Source organism: Lacrimispora sp., from assembly GCF_036758025.1.
In the GTDB taxonomy this organism is placed as follows: domain Bacteria; phylum Bacillota; class Clostridia; order Lachnospirales; family Lachnospiraceae; genus Lacrimispora.
In genome coordinates, this window is sequence record NZ_DAIOXM010000005.1 from 92,231 (window position 1) to 110,952 (window position 18,722).

Here is an 18,722-nt window from a genome sequence, read left to right on the forward strand (position 1 = left end):
TGGTTTCATATCTCATCAAAATCGTTACAGTTCGGCCATGCCATTCATAATTTGGCGGGCTTCACTTATTATCTAAATCCGAATTAATTGGCCGCCAAATTATTCATGAGGGCGTTCCGCCCTATAGAACATCGTATAACTTGTGCTTAATGAGCAAGCTCATACGCTCCAGTTCCACAATGTTCTGCATGGCAGAACTTTAATTCAAACTTCCAGACGTATCTGGTTGGAAACTCCAAGGACCATGCCTATTTCCGCCATGAGGAAAAGCACTGAGGTTCCTCCGTAGCTGATAAAGGGAAGGGTGATTCCCGTATTGGGTATGGTGTTGGTAACTACCGCTATATTCAAAATAACCTGTATGGCAATGTGCCCCATAACTCCTACAACCAAAAGGGACCCCATCAGATCCGGAGCGTTGTCTGCAATGAGCATAAAACGGTAGATCATAAAAAGGAAGATCAGGATGACGGAAACTGCTCCGAACAATCCAAGCTCTTCACAGATGATGGAAAAGATCATGTCATTCTGTGCTTCCGGAACAAAGCCCATCTTCTGGATGCTCTCTCCCAGTCCCCTTCCCACCAATCCGCCGGAGCCGATGGCATAAAGGCCCTGGAGCACCTGGAAACCGCCGGTAGAGGGGTATGCTTCCGGTTCCTGCCACACCAGAATACGGCTAAGCTGGTAATCGTGGAGAAGGTTGATCTTCACCAGAAACTCGGCAATGGGCCCGGCAAATGCCAGAAGGGCCACGGCAAAAAATCCGCAGGCGAAAAACGGCCACTTCTTTTTGCAGGCCACAAACAGCATGACAAAGGCGATCCCCACAATAATAATGCCGGAGCTCAAGTTATTGGCAGCCACGATTCCTGCAATGGGAACAGCGGCAAGGATCACCGACAATACGCCCTTTCTCGTATTAATATTTCTTCCCATCTGAACGATCATAGCCGCCAACATAACGATAAGGGCGACTTTTACAAATTCCGTAGGCTGAAAAGAAAGACTTCCCACACCCAGCCATCTTTTTTTTCCGTTCCTCTCCTGTCCCACAAGGGATACGGCAATCATAAGAACGTAAGAAAGGATGTATGCCAGAACGGAGAATTTGGCGTACCAATGGTAATCCATCTTGGATATGATGATCATGACAACAAAGCCGCCTAAGGCGATCATGGCCTGCCTCTCCATGAAATAAGCAGGATTATTGAATTTTATCTGGGCTGCGTAGGAGCTGGCGCTGTATATCATGACCAGTCCAAAAACAGTCAGGAATATAACAGTAAACAAGAGGCTGTAATCGTAAAAACGGCGGGGTTTATTTTTTTTCTTCACTGGCCTTCTTTCTGCCATGTCATTCCTCCTTGCCATCTTCTATTCCCGCAAGCAATGAGCCAGGGGCAGGAATGCGAGCATTCCTGCATTTGGCAAATGCTGTGAGGGGCCGCTTCTACAGCTTTTGGACGCATTCCTTAAAGATTTCGCCCCTCTGTTCATAATCCTTAAACATTCCCCAGCTTGCACACGCCGGAGATAACAGCACATAGTCGCCCATATTGGCATAGGAGGCACAGACTTTTACAGCCTCCTGCATATCCTCTGCATACATTACATTGTCAAAGCCGTGTCTGGCCGCACATTCTGCGATCTTCTCCCTGGTCTGGCCCAGAAGCACCATGTACCGGACCTTTCCCTCAAAGGATTTGATCCAGGAGTCGTACTCGGAATTTTTATCATACCCGCCTGCAATGAGAATGGTGGGGCCGGGCATGGCCTTAATAGCCTGGATAGCTGCGTCAGGATTGGTTCCCTTGGAGTCATTGTAATACTTCACCCCTGCTTTTTCCGCAACAAACTCAATCCGGTGCTCCACAGCCTTAAACTCACAGACAGCCCTTTGGATCACCTCCAAAGGAACTCCCATTTCCGCCGATACGGCAACAGCAGCCATCACATTCTCGTAGTTGTGGCGTCCAAGGAGCTGAAGATCGTGAATATTTACGATTTCTGTCCGTTCTCCTCCATGGTTGCAGATAATCAAATCTCCATCCATGCAGTACCCCTCTTCCAGCAGCTGGGTGCTGCTGAAATATACGGCTCTGGGTTTTAATGTTTTCCCAAACTCCCTTAAAACAGGGTCATCGTAATTTAATACGCAGGAATCCTGTTCTCTCTGGTTTGAGGCAATGCCTTCTTTCACTTTTATGTAGCATTCCATTGTTTTATGACGGTCCAGATGGTCCGGCGTAATATTTAAGACAGCGCTGACATCAGGCCGGAAGTCCGTAATAGTCTCCAGCTGAAAGCTGCTGATCTCCGCCACAGTCACCGACTCTGCTGTCGTCTTTAAGGCTTCCTCTGTATAAGGAATCCCGATATTGCCTACCACAAATACCTGATCATAATAAGCCTTCATAATGGCTCCGGTCAGGGCCGTGGTTGTGGTCTTTCCATTGGTTCCCGTAATGGCCGCCAGCCTTCCCTTTGCGTGATGAAAAGCCAGCTGAATTTCACTCCAGACAGGAATCTCCGCTTCTTTTAAAACAGAGACAAAAGGGGCCTCCAAAGAAATTCCGGGGCTGATGACACAGAGGCTTACTTCCTTTAAATCCTCTTTCTTCAGCTCCCCCAGTAAAATTTCAATCTTGTCTTTTCCTTCAAACCGGCTGCCCAAAGCATCCCGGTCCAGGGCAGCATTGCTGTCATAGAGAATCACTTCATTTCCTGTTTCAAGAATCAGCTTAGAGGCGGCGATGCCGCTTTTTCCGCTTCCTGCAACTAATATTTTCTGAGCCATAATTATCTCCTATAATCCAAGGTATGCAAACAGGCAGAGAAGGGAGGTTACAATGGCAAATACGGCCACTACCCTTGTCTCCGACCAGCCGGTAAGTTCAAAGTGGTGGTGGATGGGAGCCATCTTAAAAAACCGTTTCCCGCCTGTTCGTTTAAAATATGTCACCTGAATGATGACCGATAGCACTTCAACCAGATAAACAAATCCGATAATTGCAATAAATATCGGAAGCTGCATCATAAAGGCGCTGGAAGCCACAAAGCCTCCAAGGCCAAGGGAGCCGGTATCTCCCATAAACACCCTGGCCGGATAGACATTAAAGAGAAGAAAGCCCAAAAGACTTCCCACCACCGCACCGGTAATGGGGCTGATGCCGGTATTTTCCCCAATGGCCACCACAGTCAGAAACGTTGCCACCAGAATGGTCACGCTGGTGCAGAGCCCATCTAAGCCGTCTGTAAAATTCACTCCGTTGTCGGTTCCGATTACAATGAAAAATACGGCTGGCACAAAAAATATACCCAGATTCAGATATAATCCCGTATTAAATCCGCCTGTAAAAGGAAGGAGCATTCCTGTTCCCACATCATTTGAATGAACCAGGTAATAAGAAAAAATTCCTGTGATGATTAACTGCCCCGCCATTTTCTGAATAGGGGTCAGCCCTTCTGAACGCTTCATAACGATCTTGATATAGTCATCCAGAAAGCCCACGATTCCAAATCCCACTGTCACAAAGAGTACAGGTATGATCTTCGGATAATCCTTCACATAAAACAGGGAGGTAATGATAATGCTGGTCAGTATAATAAGCCCTCCCATGGTGGGAGTTCCCTGCTTTTTCAAATGGCTTTCAGGTCCTTCTTTCCGGACCTCCTGACCGAATTTCAGTCTGTGAAGAAATGGTATCACTATGGGGCAAAGTATGGCGCTGATGGCAAATGCTATGATAATCGCCAGAATGGTTTCGTTAATCATGTCACACCTCAATATTTTATGTATTGTACGTTAAAATCCCTGGTACACAATAAGTAGTATACGTCTTTTTTTCCGAATAATCAACTATAGATTCGAAAGGAGGATACAGTTTCTTCCTCTTCTGGATCAATTCCCAGGTATGGAAGAATATTCTTAAAAATGTCTCCCACCACTGGTGCAGCTATGGTTCCGCCGTAGTAAATGCCTTCCGGTTCGTCGATAGTAATGAGAATAATCACCTTAGGATCATTGGCCGGAGCAAATCCAATAAAGGAAGAAATATACTTTTTTAAGCTTCTTGGAAGCTTTTCAGAAGTGGCCGTCTTTCCTCCGATCCGAAAGCCCTCCACACCCGCTCTTTTACCGCTGCCTTCTGCTACTACCTGCTCCAGAATATAGCGCATGGTCTCACTGGTTTCTTTAGAAAGGATTCCCTCTTTCACCGGATAGTCAAAGGTACGAACCCCTTTCCCGTCGGAGGTAACCGCTTTTAAACCAAAATGCGGGGTGACTCTGTTTCCGCCGTTTATGATGGAGGACGCCGTGGTAATGAGCTGCATAGGCGTGATCTGAAAGGACTGGCCAAAGGAAACCGTTGCCAGCTCCACAAGGCCCATATTTTCTTTTTTGTGCATAATGGTAGACGCTTCTCCCGGGAGGTCGATTCCTGTCTTACCCTTTAAGCCAAATTGTTCAAAATACCGGTAGTACTGGTCAATTCCCAGACGCTGTCCCACATCAATCAGAACCGGATTGCAGGAGTTCATCATCCCATGGAGGAAATCCTCGGAACCATGGCCTCCCACCTTATGACATCTGATCTTTCTATCCTCCACAATCCGAAAGCCCGGACAGGAGAAACGGTCTTCCAGTTTTACCACTCCTGCCTCCAGACCTGCGGCTGCCGTCACAATCTTAAAGGTGGAGCCCGGCTCATAGGTATCATTGATGCAGGGATTTCTCCACATCTGGTTTAACAGGTTTTGCCGCTCCTTTTCAGAAGCAGGAGCCGGGATATCAGGGCTCAAAGCAAAGGGATCATTTAAATTAAATTCCGGGGCATTGACCATAGCCATAATCTCCCCATTTTGAGGATTCATGGCAATAATCGACACCCTGTTTGCCCTTTTTTTCTCCAAAGTTTGATAGGCGGCCTGCTCGCAGTACCTTTGAATATTCACATCCAGGCTGATGTAAAGATCCTGTCCTGCTATAGGCTCAATTCTGTCCTCTGCCTCATTTTCAATCTCCACTCCCGCCGCATCGGACATGGTCAGGATTTTTCCATTCTGGCCTTTTAAATAATCTTCATACTTCACTTCCAGGCCGATGATTCCCTGATTATCTCCTCCGGTAAATCCCAGAACTGTGGAAGCCAGGGTATCGTAGGGATAGTAACGCTTGTAATCCTCATCCACTTTTACTCCAGCCAGATGATAGGTTCGGATCTGATCTCCCAGAGCCTTGTCTACATTTGTCTTAATAATCTCCCTGGAGCTGTACTTTTCCACCTTTTTGCGGACCTCTTCCTCCTTAAGCCCCAGTTCCCTGGAAAGGATCTCCACCACCTGATCTGGTTCTCTGATCTGGTTGTGTATAACCGATATGGTACAGACTGTCCGGTTTGTGGCAATGACCGTACCGTTGGCGTCTATGATATTCCCTCTGGCCGCCTTGATGGTTCTCTCCCTTTGGTGAAGGTCTTCCGCCATTGCGCTGTAATGCTCGGAACGGTAGACCATTAGAAAAATAAGCCGCCCCATAAGTCCTGTCACGGCAAGAAATAACAGGAAAAACAGGAGGGCTATTTTCTCTCTGTGATGAGTCTTATTTGAATTCATATGCTGCTCCACTGCCATCATTATTACAGTATATGAATTTCAAGACTTTTTATGAGCTTTTAAAGGCAGTTTACTCCTGTCCGGTCTGGCTTGGAAGAGCTGCCGGAAGATCGGAACCGTCATCTCCCTCATTTCTGTTTACATACTCCTCTGACGGATTTAAATACTCTTCAGGAACCCGCTCCCCATTTTCCATGGTAGGAGCCGTACTTGGGTCTTCCTCTCCCTCCGTGCCCTCTTCTCCGGGAGCCTCCTGGGTCTCGCTGGTGATTCCCTCCTGATCAGGAAGCTTTGCCTCTTCCTCAGAGGAAAGCCGGGACTCTGTGTCGGTATCAGGAAACACATTTAAATAAGGAAGAATATCTGTCATTATCTTCTGGAAAATTCCGCTGGCATAGGTACTGTGAGGCTGATCATCCACGTGAGGTTCATCAACTACCACGTATACAAGCACCTGAGGATTTTCGGAAGGGGCATAGCCTAAGAAAGAAACCAGGTAGTTGACCTTATCCCTGGGAATCTTCTCCGCTGTCCCTGTCTTTCCGGCAATTTTATATCCTGTGACCCTGGCAGTGCCTCCGGTTCCGCCCTCCACATTGACCGTTTTAAACAGAGCTTCATTGATAAATCTGGAGGTGGATTCTGATACGGTTTCCCTTACCAGTATTGGTTCTGCCTTTTTTACAACCGCCCCCTGCTCATTGAGGATCTGCTTCATCACGTGAGGCTCGTAATAGGAACCTCCGTTTATGACAGAAGAATAGGCGGCAGCCATCTGAATCATGGTGCTGTTAAAGTTCTGTCCAAAGGAATTGGTGGCAAGATCCGTGGGGCCTGCTGTTTCTGCCGTATACATAAGAGCCTTGTTATCGGCCTCTCCCGGCAAATCGATTCCTGTCTTGGAACCAAATCCAAACAGCTTCTGGTACTTGTAGAATTTATCTTTTCCCATCTGCTGGGCAATACGCATCATGACCACGTTGCAGGACTTCATAAGCCCTTCCTCCACCGTGATCAGTCCGTGGCCGTACCGGCTGGCACATCTGATTTTGTAGCCTCCCACCTCCAAAGAACCGTTGCACTCATACGTTTCACTTCCCGTAATGGACCCTTCCTCCAGGGCTGCGGAAACCGTGAATATCTTTTCCGTTGAACCCGGCTCAAAGCCGTCGCTGACGGCGAAATTACGCCAGGTCTGGTTCCACGCCACCTGGGTTCCCAGGGAAATGATTTGCTCACTGCTGTAATGATCGGGTACCGTTTCCGGGGTCAGAGGCTGGGCATTTTTATTCTTTCTCTTGTAGTCGTCAACGGCCTCTTTGATTCCCAGCTCACGCAGCACTTCCGAGGTGTATTCAGGCCGAAGCTGCCGGGGATTGTTTAAATCAAAGGCCTTGTCATTTGCCATTGCAAGGACTTCTCCGTTATTGGGGTCCATGACCACCACGCCTACCCGTTTGCTTCCCGTCTGCTGTTCCCATTCACTGATGTATTTTTCCACAATTTTCTGCACATTGGCATCCATAGTGGAAACCACAGTGTTGCCGTTGGAGGCAGGCTTGATCACCCGCTCCAGGTTGGAATCGTCATTTAAATATCCGTATTCCCTTCCATTGGTTCCCGTAAGGGTGGTGTTGTAATACTGTTCAATGCCTCCGGTTCCATCCATTCCATCCCCATTGGCAAAGCCGATGATGTTGCACCCCAGAGTATTATAGGGATATACTCTCTTGTATTCATCCTCAAACCAGATTCCCTTAATGGCTTTCCGGCTGCTCTTCAGTTCCTTTGACTTTTCTTCTTTGTACTTTTCGTAATTTTCCTTATCCGTATAGGTCAGCTGCTTTGCATAGCGGACATACTGCTTATCCTTTTTTTCCTGGATCAGATTCATGATTTCGGTCCGGTCATATCCAAAACATTCCGTTAAAGCGGCAACCGAAGGCTCTAAATAGGCTTCCGCATCTGACATGATCTGCTTGGGATCCAGGATCAGGTTATAAACCTTTTCGCTGGTTGCCAGATATGTACCGTTCCGGTCCAGAATATCACCTCTCCGGAAGGGAATCACACGGCTGTCATACTCCTGCTGGGACAAAACAATCTGGTTAAAATCGTCCTTTTTCTTTGTCATCAGATTATAAAGGCTCATAACCAATGCAAACAAAGCCAGCGTAATTACCAGAACAGTAATCGCCAGCTTCTCCTGCATATAACGAGGGAATACCTTATTCTTTTTATTTCTTTTTCTGTTAATATTTCGGGATGTCCTCATTCTGTCTTACATACTCACTTTCCGTTTTATCATAGTGAAGGATCTGATCCTTATTGGCATAGACCATACCTAGTTCCTCTGTAGCCACTTTATATACGTGGTCCAGATCAACGGAAGTGTTAATACTCATTTCCAATGCATCATTTTCAGCTTTCAGCTTTTCCAGCTCTGCCTCCTTGGACTCAATAACATGAATGCTGGATGCAATGGAAGACTGCAGGTGCAGATAATGCACACAGAAAGCCAGAGTGATGACTACGGCAACAGTCATCAGAACAACATAGGGAAGATCCATCTGCAAGGCTTTTTCCTGATTTCGTCTGACCCGGTGATTGACGGCAGGCCGGCGAACTTTATCTGGTGTATGTACCGGCATAGACGCCGGCATGGCCTTACGGACAGTATTTCCCTGTACATAAGCGGTATTTCCATAAGAACGCACATTTCTTCTTGCAGCCACTTTCTTTTCCTCCCTTTCAGTTTCGTTCAAAGACACGAAGCTTTGAACTCTTCGCCCGTTTGTTTCCTTCTATCTCTTCTTCACTTGGTACAATAGGTTTTCTCGTAATGACCTTTCCCTTGCTCTTCTTTCCGCAGACACAGACCGGAAAATCTCTGGGACAGGTACATGGGTCTTCATTGGTTTTAAATCTCGTCTTTACAATCCGGTCCTCTAAGGAGTGGAATGTAATGATGGAAAGCCGTCCTCCCGGATTCAGCAGATCGATCATCCCGTCAATAGACCGGATGAGAACCTCCAGCTCCTGATTCAGTTCAATCCGGATAGCCTGAAATGTTCTCTTGGAGGGGTGCCCTCCCACTGCCCTCACCTTTGCCGGAATCGCTGCCTTGATGATCTCCGTCAGCTCTCCTGTAGTCTTGATGGGACCGGCTTCTCTGTTTCTTACAATGTGTTTTGCAATGTTCTTTGCAAATTTATCTTCTCCGTAATCTCTTATGATACGGTACAGATCAAATTCACTGTAGGTATTGACAATATCGGCTGCGGTCTGTTCCTTTCGCTGGTCCATCCGCATGTCCAGGGGAGCGTCATCTTCCCGGTAAGTAAATCCTCTTTCCGGCATATCAAGCTGGTAAGAGGATACTCCCAGGTCTAAGTAAATTCCGTCCACCCTTTTAATCCCTAAGTCATCTAATACTGTCTGTATATTTTCGTAATTGCTTCTTACGACTGTTACCTTATCCTTATAATCCTTCAGCCGTTCTGCAGCAGCCTCAATGGCGTCTGCATCCTGATCAATTCCGATTAATCTTCCGTGTTCTCCCAGGCGCTTGCACACCTCCAGGGCATGTCCGCCGCCTCCCAGGGTACCGTCCACATAAATTCCGTCCGGCTTTACATTCAGGCTGTCAATGGTCTCATATAGCAGCACTGACTTGTGTTCAAACATCATATACCAAGTCCTTCCATAGCTTCCGCGATTTCTTCCATATCATCATAGGTATTGGCTGCTGTCCATGCATCCTTGCTCCAGATTTCTATACGGCTTCCCACACCTACAAGCACTGCGTCTTTATCAATGCCTGCATGTTCTCTTAAAACCGATGGAAGCAGGATTCTTCCCTGCTTGTCCACCTCGCAGGAAGAAGCTCCGGCCAGGAAGAATCTGGAAAACTTTCTGGCATTGGTGTTGGTCAGCGGCAGGCTTTTTAACTTTTCTTCCAGGGCGGTCCACTCTTTATTATCATACACAAACAGACAGCCGTCTAAGCCCTTCGTCACGACGAATTCTTCTCCAAGCTGCTCTCTGAACTTCGACGGGACAATGAGACGTCCCTTTGCATCGACTGTATGATTGTATTCACCCATGAACATATCAATCACCTGCTTGTACACCGAGGGCTTTTAAACCACATTCCCTCCATTTTCTACCACTTCGTACCACTTTCCACCACTTGTACATTAATTCTAGTACATTTAAGCGGAAATAGCAAGGATAATTTCGATTAATTTCCATTTTTTGTGGTGTGTACCCTGTTTTGTAACATTACTTTTCAGCTTTTCCAAAAAAGGACAAAAAAATCCCCAAACCAGCCGGCCTGTCCCTTCTGGTTTGAGGATATTCCCCGAATTATTTTCAATTGATACATCTATGATTCTAAATCAGATTTCAAAAGTTCATTATACTTCTCAATGATCCGGTAAAAGGCATCCAAATCGGATTCACCGCACTGCTCGATAAGGTAAGAAGTAGTCTGCGTAATGTCTGCAACGTCATAAGCCTTATGGACAGAAGAAAGCCTCCGTCCTTTTTCCGTCACATATAAACATATGGACTTTTCATTATTTTCCTTATAGCGTTTTTCTACATATCCGGAGTCAACCAGTTTCTTAATCACCTGGGAAATGGCGCTTTTGCTTTTATGCCATATCTTTGTCAGTTCCGTGGCAGTGATTCCGGGAGAATCATCAATGTAGGTAAGGGTGTGTATCTCCATCATGTTAAATTTTTCATTCTCATATGTGTGGTGAGAATAAATGTAATTATAATATAGGATGACAAATTCATATAATGTATCTGCCCGTGCGTTTAACTTTTGATACGCACTGTTTATATCTGAAATGTGGCTCATATAGATGCTCCTGTTCTATCAGTAATGTCTGTAAATGAATAATACCATATATAGAATCAGGCTTCAATATTTTATTTGCAAAATAATATAGTTAATCAATTTAACAATAAATTAAATATCATTATATTTTATGTAAATATTGTACTAATTATAAAAAATATATTAAAATTATATTGACATTATGCACTAAACATTTTATAATATTGTTTAGTAGTTAAACCATATTACTATATCTTGCTTACATAATGGAAAGGATGGTGTTTTTCATGAACATTGAAAAATTCTGCAGGGAAAATTGCAGGGAACGGAGGGGAACCGGTACATTAAAGTGGGACTCACTTCATGAAATCTTTGGAGATCCGGATCTTCTGCCTCTCTGGGTTGCCGATATGGAGATTCAGTCACCGGCAGCAGTAAGGGAGGCACTGATGAAGCGCGTAGATCACGGGGTGTTTGGCTACAGCACAGTAGGGGATGCATATTTCGATTCTTTCTTTGCATGGCAGAAAAAGTATCATAATGTGGAACTTACCAGAGAACACTTAAGATTTGCCACCGGTGTGGTAGGTTCCCTGTACGCAGCTGTAAGGGCATATACCAGGGAAGAGGATTCCGTTATCATCTGCCCTCCTGTATACTATCCTTTTTACGATTCCATCCTGAACACCGGCAGAAAACTGGTCACATGTGAGCTTGATAATAATAACGGCTATTACACCCTGGATTTTGAAAAGTTCGAGAAGGATATTGTGGACAATAAGGTAAAGATGTTTATCCTCTGCTCTCCTCATAATCCCGTAAGCCGGGTATGGTCAGAAGAAGAACTGGACACCATGTTCCGTATCTGTCACAAACACGGGGTACTGGTAGTCTCCGATGAAATTCACCAGGACTTCACCTATGATGAAAAGAAATTTATATCATCCGCGCTGGTAGGAGACGGTAAATACAAAGACATTTTAATCATCCTGAATGCAGGTTCCAAGACCTTTAACCTGGCCGGCCTAATTCACTCCCATGTAATCATATTTGACAAGCAGCTTATGGAAACCTATGATGCATACATCAAAAGCATTGGTTCAGCAGAAGTCAATCTTATGGGAATTATAGCCGTAGAAGCTGCCTTTCGTGATGGGGAGGAATGGCTGGAGAATGTGAAAGAGCTGATTCTCCACAATTACAATTATATGAAACAGGAATTTGCAGAGGAACTTCCAAAGGTTCTGGTCACACCTCTTGAAGGAACATACCTGACCTGGATCGACTTAAGGGGTTATCTCACCGGTGAAGAAACTGCAGTTTTCATTCAAGACACGTGCCGTCTTGCCTGTGATGCGGGAGAATGGTTCAGTCACATGGCACATGGATTTATTCGCATCAATCTGGCTACAGATACAAAGAATGTTGTTACTGCTGTTGAGAGCATTATCAGAAATATCAAAGAAAAGGAGAAAAAATAAATGTCTGTTTATATCAGTATAATCTGTTTTTTAATCTATCTTGGCTTTCTATTCATATTACAGAAAAAAGGAAAATCTTTTAATGTGCGTGTGGTTGCCGGTCTCTTCGGCGGTATTGTATTTGGTGCAATCTTAAAGGCAGTGACAGATGACGCAGCCGTTACCCAAAGCATCCACTGGATCAGCCTGGTGGGAACTGCCTATACCAAACTTTTGAAGATGATGGTCATTCCCTTGATTTTTGTATCCATTGTATGTGCCATCATCAACCAGAAATCAGGCAAAAACCTTGGTAAGATTACCGCCCTTGTACTGGTAGTCCTCCTGTCCACTGCAGCAGTGGCAGCTGTCGTAGGCGGTGCTACAGCTATGGCCTTCCATGTCAGTGCCGAAGGACTGGAAATCGGCGAAGCTGAGAGCAAGAAAACTTCCCAATTAGAAGAAAAGGCTCAGGATGGTCTTTCCATAGAAGATACCATCATTGACATCATTCCAGCCAATCCAATTGCAGCCCTATCCGGCCAGGGAAGTAATGCAACGCTTTCCGTCGTGTTCTTTGCAGCATTTCTTGGAATCGGATTAATCGGTGTACGGACATATGCCCCCGAACAGGCGGAGTTTTTCACTAAATTGATGAATTCACTAAACACCCTGGTGGTGGAAGTGGTTATGATGATCATCATGCTGACCCCTTTTGGCATTTTCTCATTGATGACCAAGACCATTGCAGGAAGTGACTACACCAGCATCCTGCGGCTTGTGACTTTTGTTCTCGCATCCTATATAGCCATACTTATCATGTTCATCATTCATGGCTTAATACTGGCTGCAGTAGGAATCAGCCCTCTTATATATTTTAAAAAGGCCATGACAACTCTGGTATTCGCCTTTACTTCCCGTACCAGTGCAGGAACCCTGCCTCTGACCATCAGGACTCTGACAGATGATATGGGCGTGGACAGCGGAGTGTCAAACCTTGCCGGTTCTCTCAGTACTTCAATTGGCCAGAATGGATGTGCCGCCATTTATCCCGCTATGCTGGCAGTTATGGTAGCTCCCTCAGTAGGGCAGCCCATTACAGTTTCCTTCTTTATCACAATGGTAATTGTCATCACCTTTGCCTCCATCGGTATTGCAGGTGTCGGCGGCGGCGCAACCTTTGCCGGCATCATAGTACTCTCAGCACTGGGTCTCCCTGTGGGCATCGCAGGTCTGTTGGTAGGAATCGAACCCGTCATTGATATGGCCCGAACAGCCCTCAATGTAAGCGACGGTATGATAACCGGCCTGGTAACTGCAAAAATGACAAACAATATTGACATGAACGTATATAACAACAAATCACTGAATCTGGAAAAGAAATCAGCTTCAGCAAAATAGGAACAATAACAAAAATATTTAAAAAGGATGTGTATACATGGGAAAACGTGTTCTTATTGTTGGAGGTGTTGCCGGCGGTGCATCCGCCGCAGCCAGAATCAGGCGTCTGGATGAAGATGCGTCCATAACTATATTTGAACGGGGAGAGCATGTATCCTTTTCCAACTGCTCACTCCCCTATTACTTAAGCAGAACCGTAGAAGAGAAAGACTATCTGGTACTGATGACACCGGAGGACTTTAAGAATTCCTACGATATTGAAGTGCGTGTTAACAGCGAGGTGTGCGGCATTGACCGCACCCTCCGGAAGATACACATTAAAGACAGCGTATCCGGACAGGAATATGATGAGCCATATGATGAACTGGTGCTTTCACCGGGTTCATATCCAATCCGCCCCAAGTCAATTGAGGGCGTGTCCCTCCCTCATGTTTTCACTGTACGTAATGTAAATGACATTGTAAAGCTGGACCAGTATACGTCCCGGGAAGATATCCGCAGAGTGGTTGTGATCGGAGGCGGCTTTATTGGCCTGGAGGTAGCAGAAAACCTGAAATCTGCCGGGAAACAGGTGTCTGTTGCAGAAGCCGCTGACCAAATTATGACACCTTTTGATTACGATATGAGCCAGATTCTTCAGAAAGAACTCCTTGACCAGGGCGTGGAACTGGTGGTAGGTGATGGGGTTAAATCCATTACTGAAAGTCATGTAATCTTAATCTCCGGCAGGGAACTGCCCTGCGATGCAGTGATCCTCTCCATTGGCGTGTTACCGGAGACAGAACTGGCAAAACAGGCCGGCCTGGAAATCGGCGAAACCGGCGGAATCACCGTAACACCGGATTACAGGACCAGTGACCCACATATCTATGCCGTGGGTGATGCTATCCAGGTATACCAACGCCTGACCCATAGACCTGTCAGACTTCCTCTGGCCGGCCCGGCCCTGCGGCAGGCAAGAGCTGCTGCCGATGCCATATATGGAATCCCCGCCAGGAATAACGGAGTCCTGGGTTCCTGTGCAGTCAGAGTCTTCAGCCTCAATGCTGCTGCCACCGGACTTAACGAAAGAACTGCAAAATCCAACAATATCCCCTGCGATTCTGTTTACACCATGTCCATGGACAAGGTTGGACTGATGCCCGGCAGTTCTCCCCTGCATTTTAAACTTGTCTTTGAAGTACCTACGGGAAAAATTCTGGGAGCTCAGGCTATAGGCAGGGGTAATGCAGACAAACGAATCGACGTCATAGCAACCCTTATTGCTATGAACGGAACTCTGGAGGATTTAAAAGAACTGGAACTCTGCTACTCACCGGTATTTGGCACAGCAAGGGATGTGGTCAATCTGGCCGCACTGGCAGCGCTGAACATTCTTCACGGAGCCGTCAAACAAGTTCATGTGAGTGAAGTACGGAAATTAGTGGAAAACAAAGCCTGCATCATTGATGTGAGAAGCAGGGGCGAATTTGAGATGGGTCACCTCATCGGAGCCGTAAATATCCCCTTAGGGGAATTGAGACAGCGCACATCAGAGATCCCCCGTGACAGACCGGTATATCTGCACTGCAGAACCAGTCAGAGAAGCTATAATGCAGCCATGGCATTAAAAGGCCGTGGATTTGACAACATCATTAATATTTCCGGTTCTTTCCTTGGAATCAGCTATTATGAGTATTTTACGGATATGACTACAGGCCGGGAAAAGATACTTACAGAATATAATTTTCTTTAAAAACCAGGCATCCTTTGACCAGTAAATCTGCCTTTCCGGTCAAAGGATGCCTTCTTAACTGTGTATTTAATTTTCCTTGCTGTAAGCCGTTCCCAATCTGGCGGGAACATTGAAATTCTTTCTGGAAACAGTCAGCACAATGGTCAGGATATAAGGCAGAGCAATGAATAATTCATTGGGGAAGTAGCCCCCTCCTCCCACTGACTGCATATAGATGGCAATGGCTTCTGTGAATCCGAATACCACAGTGCCCGCCACCGCTCCCTTGGGATTCCAGTTGCCCAAAAAGCAGATGGCAAAGGCAATCCAGCCCCGGCCGCCGATCATATTGGTGGTGAACATTCCCAAATATCCTACAGAATAAAATGCTCCTGCAACACCACCCATCATCCCGGCTAACAAAACTGTAAAGAAACGGACTGCATTGACGTGAATGCCTGCCACATCCACTGCCTCAGGATTTTCTCCGGTGGAGCGGATGGTCAACCCCAGAGAGGTCTTAAACAGCATGAAGTAAGATGCCGGAATGAGCAGATACACCACATAGGTCAGTATATTCTGCTGGAAGAAAACCGGCCCAATAAGAGGAATCTTGCTGAGAAGGGGAACAGCAATCTCAGGAAGAGGGCTGATTTTCAAAGGGGTGGTCGGTACGCCAAACAGTACTCTCTGAAGATAGGTGCAGACACCTGCTGCCAGCACATTGATGGCCGTTCCCGTCACCACCTGATGCTGTTTTAAGAATATACAGACCACACCGTAAACAGCCGCTGCCGTAAGCCCGCAGGCCATGGCTGCCAGAATTCCGATAAAGGCACTTCCAGTCAGATAGGTCCCTACAAATCCGCCCCAGGCTCCCATGAGAAAGATTCCTTCAATGGCAGTTACCATCATACCGGAGCGTTCTGCAATTACCTCAGCAATAGAGCCTAAGAGCAAAGGAGTACTCATCATTAATGCACGTTTTAATAAGCTTATGATCATAACCATTTTCACCCTCCTTTCTGCAGCTTACGCTTCTCTCGCCTGATTTCCATATAATGCCGGAAGAAATAGGACACGATGACGAAAAGCATAACAAATCCCTGCATTAAATCCACAATACTGGCAGGAACATTAACTCCTGGCATACGGCCCATGAGATTACCCATAACGCCTAAGGCTCCAAACAGGATAGATGCAAAAATGATGCCGATAGGATTGGCATTGGCCAGTATGGCAATTCCCAGTCCGGCAGAACCCACTCCTGTGTTAAAATCCTGAATCAGCATGTGCTGAACGCCGTTGACTTCTGTAAAACCAGCCATCCCTGCCAAAGCACCGCTGATAAAAAATGCAGTCACAAAGATCCGGCTGGAATTAATTCCTGACATCCTGGCTGCAGAAGCATTGCTGCCCACTGCACGGATCCGGTATCCTAAAGGTGTCTTATAAAGCAGCACCCATATTCCAATGGCAACGCAGACCGCCAGAATAAATCCTGCATGAAGCCGGGTCCCCTTTATAATAGAAGGAATCCATGCAGCCTTTGTAATAGCGTCGGTCTGAGGATACTCCCCTTTGGTCTCTTTTAAAAAGGTTCGCAGCAAATAATTCATAACAGCAAGAGCCACATAGGTGGACATCATGCTGACCAGGAATTCATTGGCCTTGTATTTTGCCTTTAAAAATCCAATCAAGGCTCCTGTAAGCCCGCCTGCCAAAGCTGTCACAAGGCAGACCATAATCAGAAGAACAGGGCCCGGAACCTTTCCATCAAGCTGGAGGGACAGAGCAATGGCTGCAACAGAACCCATATAAAACTGACCCTGGGCTCCGATATTAAACAGATTGGCCTTATAAGTAAAAGCAAATGCCAATGCCGTAAAAATGAGAGGTGTTGCTTTTAAAAACACTTCTCCCATGGTATATTTATCCGTAAACATAGTTTTCACGGAATATGCAAATACCTCTGCCGGGTTGATGTCCAAAAGCAGGAGCATCAACCCGCTTAACCCTAAACCGGCGGCAACGGCAATGGCATTTGTCACGATCATATCCCTGATTTTTGCATTCATCTCCTATGCCTCCTTCTCCTCTTTGTATCCGGCCATCAAAAGACCGATCCGCTCCGTGTTTAACTGTCCCTGATCGTAAATTCCCATAAAAGTGCCCTTATACATAACGGCAATCCTGTCACAAAGCTGGAAAATCTCCGACAACTCTGTTGACACCAGAAGAATTCCCTTTCCGTTTTTGGCCTCTGTCAGAATATTGTTGTGTATGTTATTAATGGCTCCCAGGTCAAGACCTCTGGTAGGCTGATCCATGACCAGTATCTTTCCTGCGTTTCCCACTTCTCTTGCCAGAATCACCTTCTGCTGGTTTCCTCCTGACAAGCCTCTGATCTGGGCATCAGGCCCAGGGGCCTTGATATTAAAGTCCTCAATGGCTTTCTGGGTGTCACTTTGCAGTTTCTTTTTATTTAAAAAGCCGTGGGTAGTCCACTTTTTATTAAAACTGGTCTTTAACATCATGTTTTCAGCCAGAGTCATTTCTCCCACCATTGCATCCCGGTAACGGTCCACCGGAACGTATCCGATCCCTAAATCAATGCGCTCCCTGACGGAAGTACCTGTAATATCATTTCCGTCTAAAAGCACCTTTCCTGAAGTCACTGGAAGGGCTCCGCTGATAACCTGACACAGTTCCTCCTGGCCGTTTCCGCTGACTCCTGCCACTCCGAAAATCTCACCTTCCACAATCTGAAAAGACAGATCGCTTAAAACCGGAGTTTCTCCCTTTCTCTGTACCGTAACAGAGGAAAGTTCCAGACAGACCTTTTTTCCCTTTTCAGCCTTATCCTCCAGGAGATCTTCTCTTTGCCCTTCAGGCAAATTCACCTCACCTCGTTCCCGCTTTGCAACGGTCAGCTCTTTTCCCATCATCAATCTGGTAAGAGCTACTTCATCGGTATCCTTTGCAGAAAGGTCACCCGTAAGCCGCCCGCCCCGCATGACCACAATCCGGTCCGCCACCTTCATGACCTCTTTCATCTTATGGGTGATGAAGATAACGGAATTTCCCTTGGAAACGTATTCCTTGACAAACTCCATTAGCGTGTCGGCTTCCTGAGGCGTTAAAACGGCAGTGGGCTCATCCATGATCAAAAGACTTGTCTTTAAATACAGGGCCTTGAGGATTTCCACCTTTTGCTGCACTCCCACTGCAAGGTCGCTAACTTTTGCATCTACAGGAATGTCAAATCCATACTGTTTTGACAACGCTTCTACTTCTTTTCTGCATTGATCATAATCAATGACGCCCTTTACATTGCCCAGGATGATATTTTCTGTCACTGTGTGGGCGGGCACCAGGGAAAAATGCTGCTGTATCATGGAGATTCCAAGAGCCATGGCATCCTTGGGAGAGGTGATTTTCTGTTCCTTCCCATCCATGAGAATCTGCCCTTCATCGGCCCGGTAAAGGCCGTAGAGAATTTTCATGACCGTACTTTTTCCCGCTCCGTTTTCTCCTAACAGCGCCAGTACCTCTCCCCTGTTTACAGAAAAAGAAATATCCTTGTTTGCCACTACCCTGGCAAAATATTTTGATACATTCTTTAATTCAAAAAACGGTGTGTCCACAAAGTACCTCCTTTTTCAAAGCAAAAAGCTGC

At 46.1% G+C, this 18,722-nt stretch carries 15 protein-coding genes; 3 read left to right on the plus strand and 12 right to left on the minus strand.

Annotation, left to right across the window (positions count from 1 at the left end; genetic code table 11):
- Positions 1 to 204: 204 nt before the first annotated feature.
- From V7M78_RS06485 to V7M78_RS06525, 9 genes are all read right to left on the minus strand, one after another.
- Positions 205 to 1,356 carry an FtsW/RodA/SpoVE family cell cycle protein gene (locus V7M78_RS06485; protein WP_333647617.1) on the minus strand — a complete coding sequence of 384 codons (1,152 nt, stop codon included), beginning with the start codon at positions 1,354 to 1,356 and terminating at the stop codon, positions 205 to 207.
- A 97-nt stretch (positions 1,357 to 1,453) separates the two neighbouring features.
- Complete coding sequence (gene murD / locus V7M78_RS06490) at positions 1,454 to 2,806, minus strand: UDP-N-acetylmuramoyl-L-alanine--D-glutamate ligase (protein ID WP_333647782.1); 1,353 nt, start codon at positions 2,804 to 2,806, stop codon at positions 1,454 to 1,456.
- Between the two features lie 3 nt (positions 2,807 to 2,809).
- The gene (mraY, locus tag V7M78_RS06495; RefSeq protein WP_333647619.1) at positions 2,810 to 3,778 is read right to left on the minus strand and encodes a phospho-N-acetylmuramoyl-pentapeptide-transferase; all 969 of its coding nucleotides are present in this window, start codon (positions 3,776 to 3,778) and stop codon (positions 2,810 to 2,812) included.
- An 80-nt stretch (positions 3,779 to 3,858) separates the two neighbouring features.
- The gene (locus tag V7M78_RS06500) at positions 3,859 to 5,619 is read right to left on the minus strand and encodes a peptidoglycan D,D-transpeptidase FtsI family protein (RefSeq protein ID WP_333647621.1); all 1,761 of its coding nucleotides are present in this window, start codon (positions 5,617 to 5,619) and stop codon (positions 3,859 to 3,861) included.
- Positions 5,620 to 5,689: 70 nt separating this feature from the next.
- On the minus strand, positions 5,690 to 7,831 hold the full coding sequence (locus V7M78_RS06505; RefSeq protein WP_442914629.1) for a peptidoglycan D,D-transpeptidase FtsI family protein: 2,142 nt from the start codon (positions 7,829 to 7,831) through the stop codon (positions 5,690 to 5,692).
- 40 nt (positions 7,832 to 7,871) lie between these two features.
- Entirely contained in the window at positions 7,872 to 8,354 is a 483-nt protein-coding gene (locus tag V7M78_RS06510) for a cell division protein FtsL (RefSeq protein WP_333647625.1), read from the minus strand.
- Between the two features lie 16 nt (positions 8,355 to 8,370).
- A complete protein-coding gene (gene rsmH, locus V7M78_RS06515; RefSeq protein WP_333647627.1) occupies positions 8,371 to 9,309 on the minus strand; it encodes a 16S rRNA (cytosine(1402)-N(4))-methyltransferase RsmH in 939 nt (312 codons plus the stop codon).
- The gene (gene mraZ / locus V7M78_RS06520) at positions 9,306 to 9,731 is read right to left on the minus strand and encodes a division/cell wall cluster transcriptional repressor MraZ (RefSeq protein ID WP_333647629.1); all 426 of its coding nucleotides are present in this window, start codon (positions 9,729 to 9,731) and stop codon (positions 9,306 to 9,308) included. Before mraZ ends, rsmH begins: the two co-directional genes overlap by 4 nt.
- Positions 9,732 to 10,006: 275 nt before the next feature.
- Positions 10,007 to 10,489 (minus strand): MarR family winged helix-turn-helix transcriptional regulator, encoded by a 483-nt coding sequence (locus tag V7M78_RS06525; RefSeq protein ID WP_333647631.1) that lies wholly within the window; start codon positions 10,487 to 10,489, stop codon positions 10,007 to 10,009.
- Between the two features lie 266 nt (positions 10,490 to 10,755).
- Here V7M78_RS06525 and V7M78_RS06530 point away from each other — a divergent pair, with 266 nt between their 5' ends.
- The 3 genes from V7M78_RS06530 to V7M78_RS06540 are packed head-to-tail and all read left to right on the plus strand — an operon-like array spanning position 10,756 to position 15,064.
- The gene (locus tag V7M78_RS06530; protein ID WP_333647633.1) at positions 10,756 to 11,949 is read left to right on the plus strand and encodes a MalY/PatB family protein; all 1,194 of its coding nucleotides are present in this window, start codon (positions 10,756 to 10,758) and stop codon (positions 11,947 to 11,949) included.
- Entirely contained in the window at positions 11,950 to 13,329 is a 1,380-nt protein-coding gene (locus tag V7M78_RS06535; RefSeq protein ID WP_333647635.1) for a cation:dicarboxylate symporter family transporter, read from the plus strand.
- A gap of 37 nt (positions 13,330 to 13,366) precedes the next feature.
- Positions 13,367 to 15,064: an FAD-dependent oxidoreductase gene (locus V7M78_RS06540; protein WP_333647637.1), complete on the plus strand. Its 1,698-nt coding sequence runs from the start codon at positions 13,367 to 13,369 to the stop codon at positions 15,062 to 15,064.
- A gap of 66 nt (positions 15,065 to 15,130) precedes the next feature.
- Here V7M78_RS06540 and V7M78_RS06545 read toward each other — a convergent pair whose 3' ends face one another.
- Genes V7M78_RS06545 through V7M78_RS06555 form a run of 3 tightly spaced genes read right to left on the minus strand, consistent with a single transcriptional unit; the run spans position 15,131 to position 18,690 of the window.
- On the minus strand, positions 15,131 to 16,048 hold the full coding sequence (locus tag V7M78_RS06545) for an ABC transporter permease (protein ID WP_333647784.1): 918 nt from the start codon (positions 16,046 to 16,048) through the stop codon (positions 15,131 to 15,133).
- An 8-nt stretch (positions 16,049 to 16,056) separates the two neighbouring features.
- On the minus strand, positions 16,057 to 17,121 hold the full coding sequence (locus tag V7M78_RS06550) for an ABC transporter permease (RefSeq protein ID WP_333647639.1): 1,065 nt from the start codon (positions 17,119 to 17,121) through the stop codon (positions 16,057 to 16,059).
- A 3-nt stretch (positions 17,122 to 17,124) separates the two neighbouring features.
- Complete coding sequence (locus tag V7M78_RS06555; protein WP_333647642.1) at positions 17,125 to 18,690, minus strand: ABC transporter ATP-binding protein; 1,566 nt, start codon at positions 18,688 to 18,690, stop codon at positions 17,125 to 17,127.
- Positions 18,691 to 18,722: the final 32 nt, after the last annotated feature.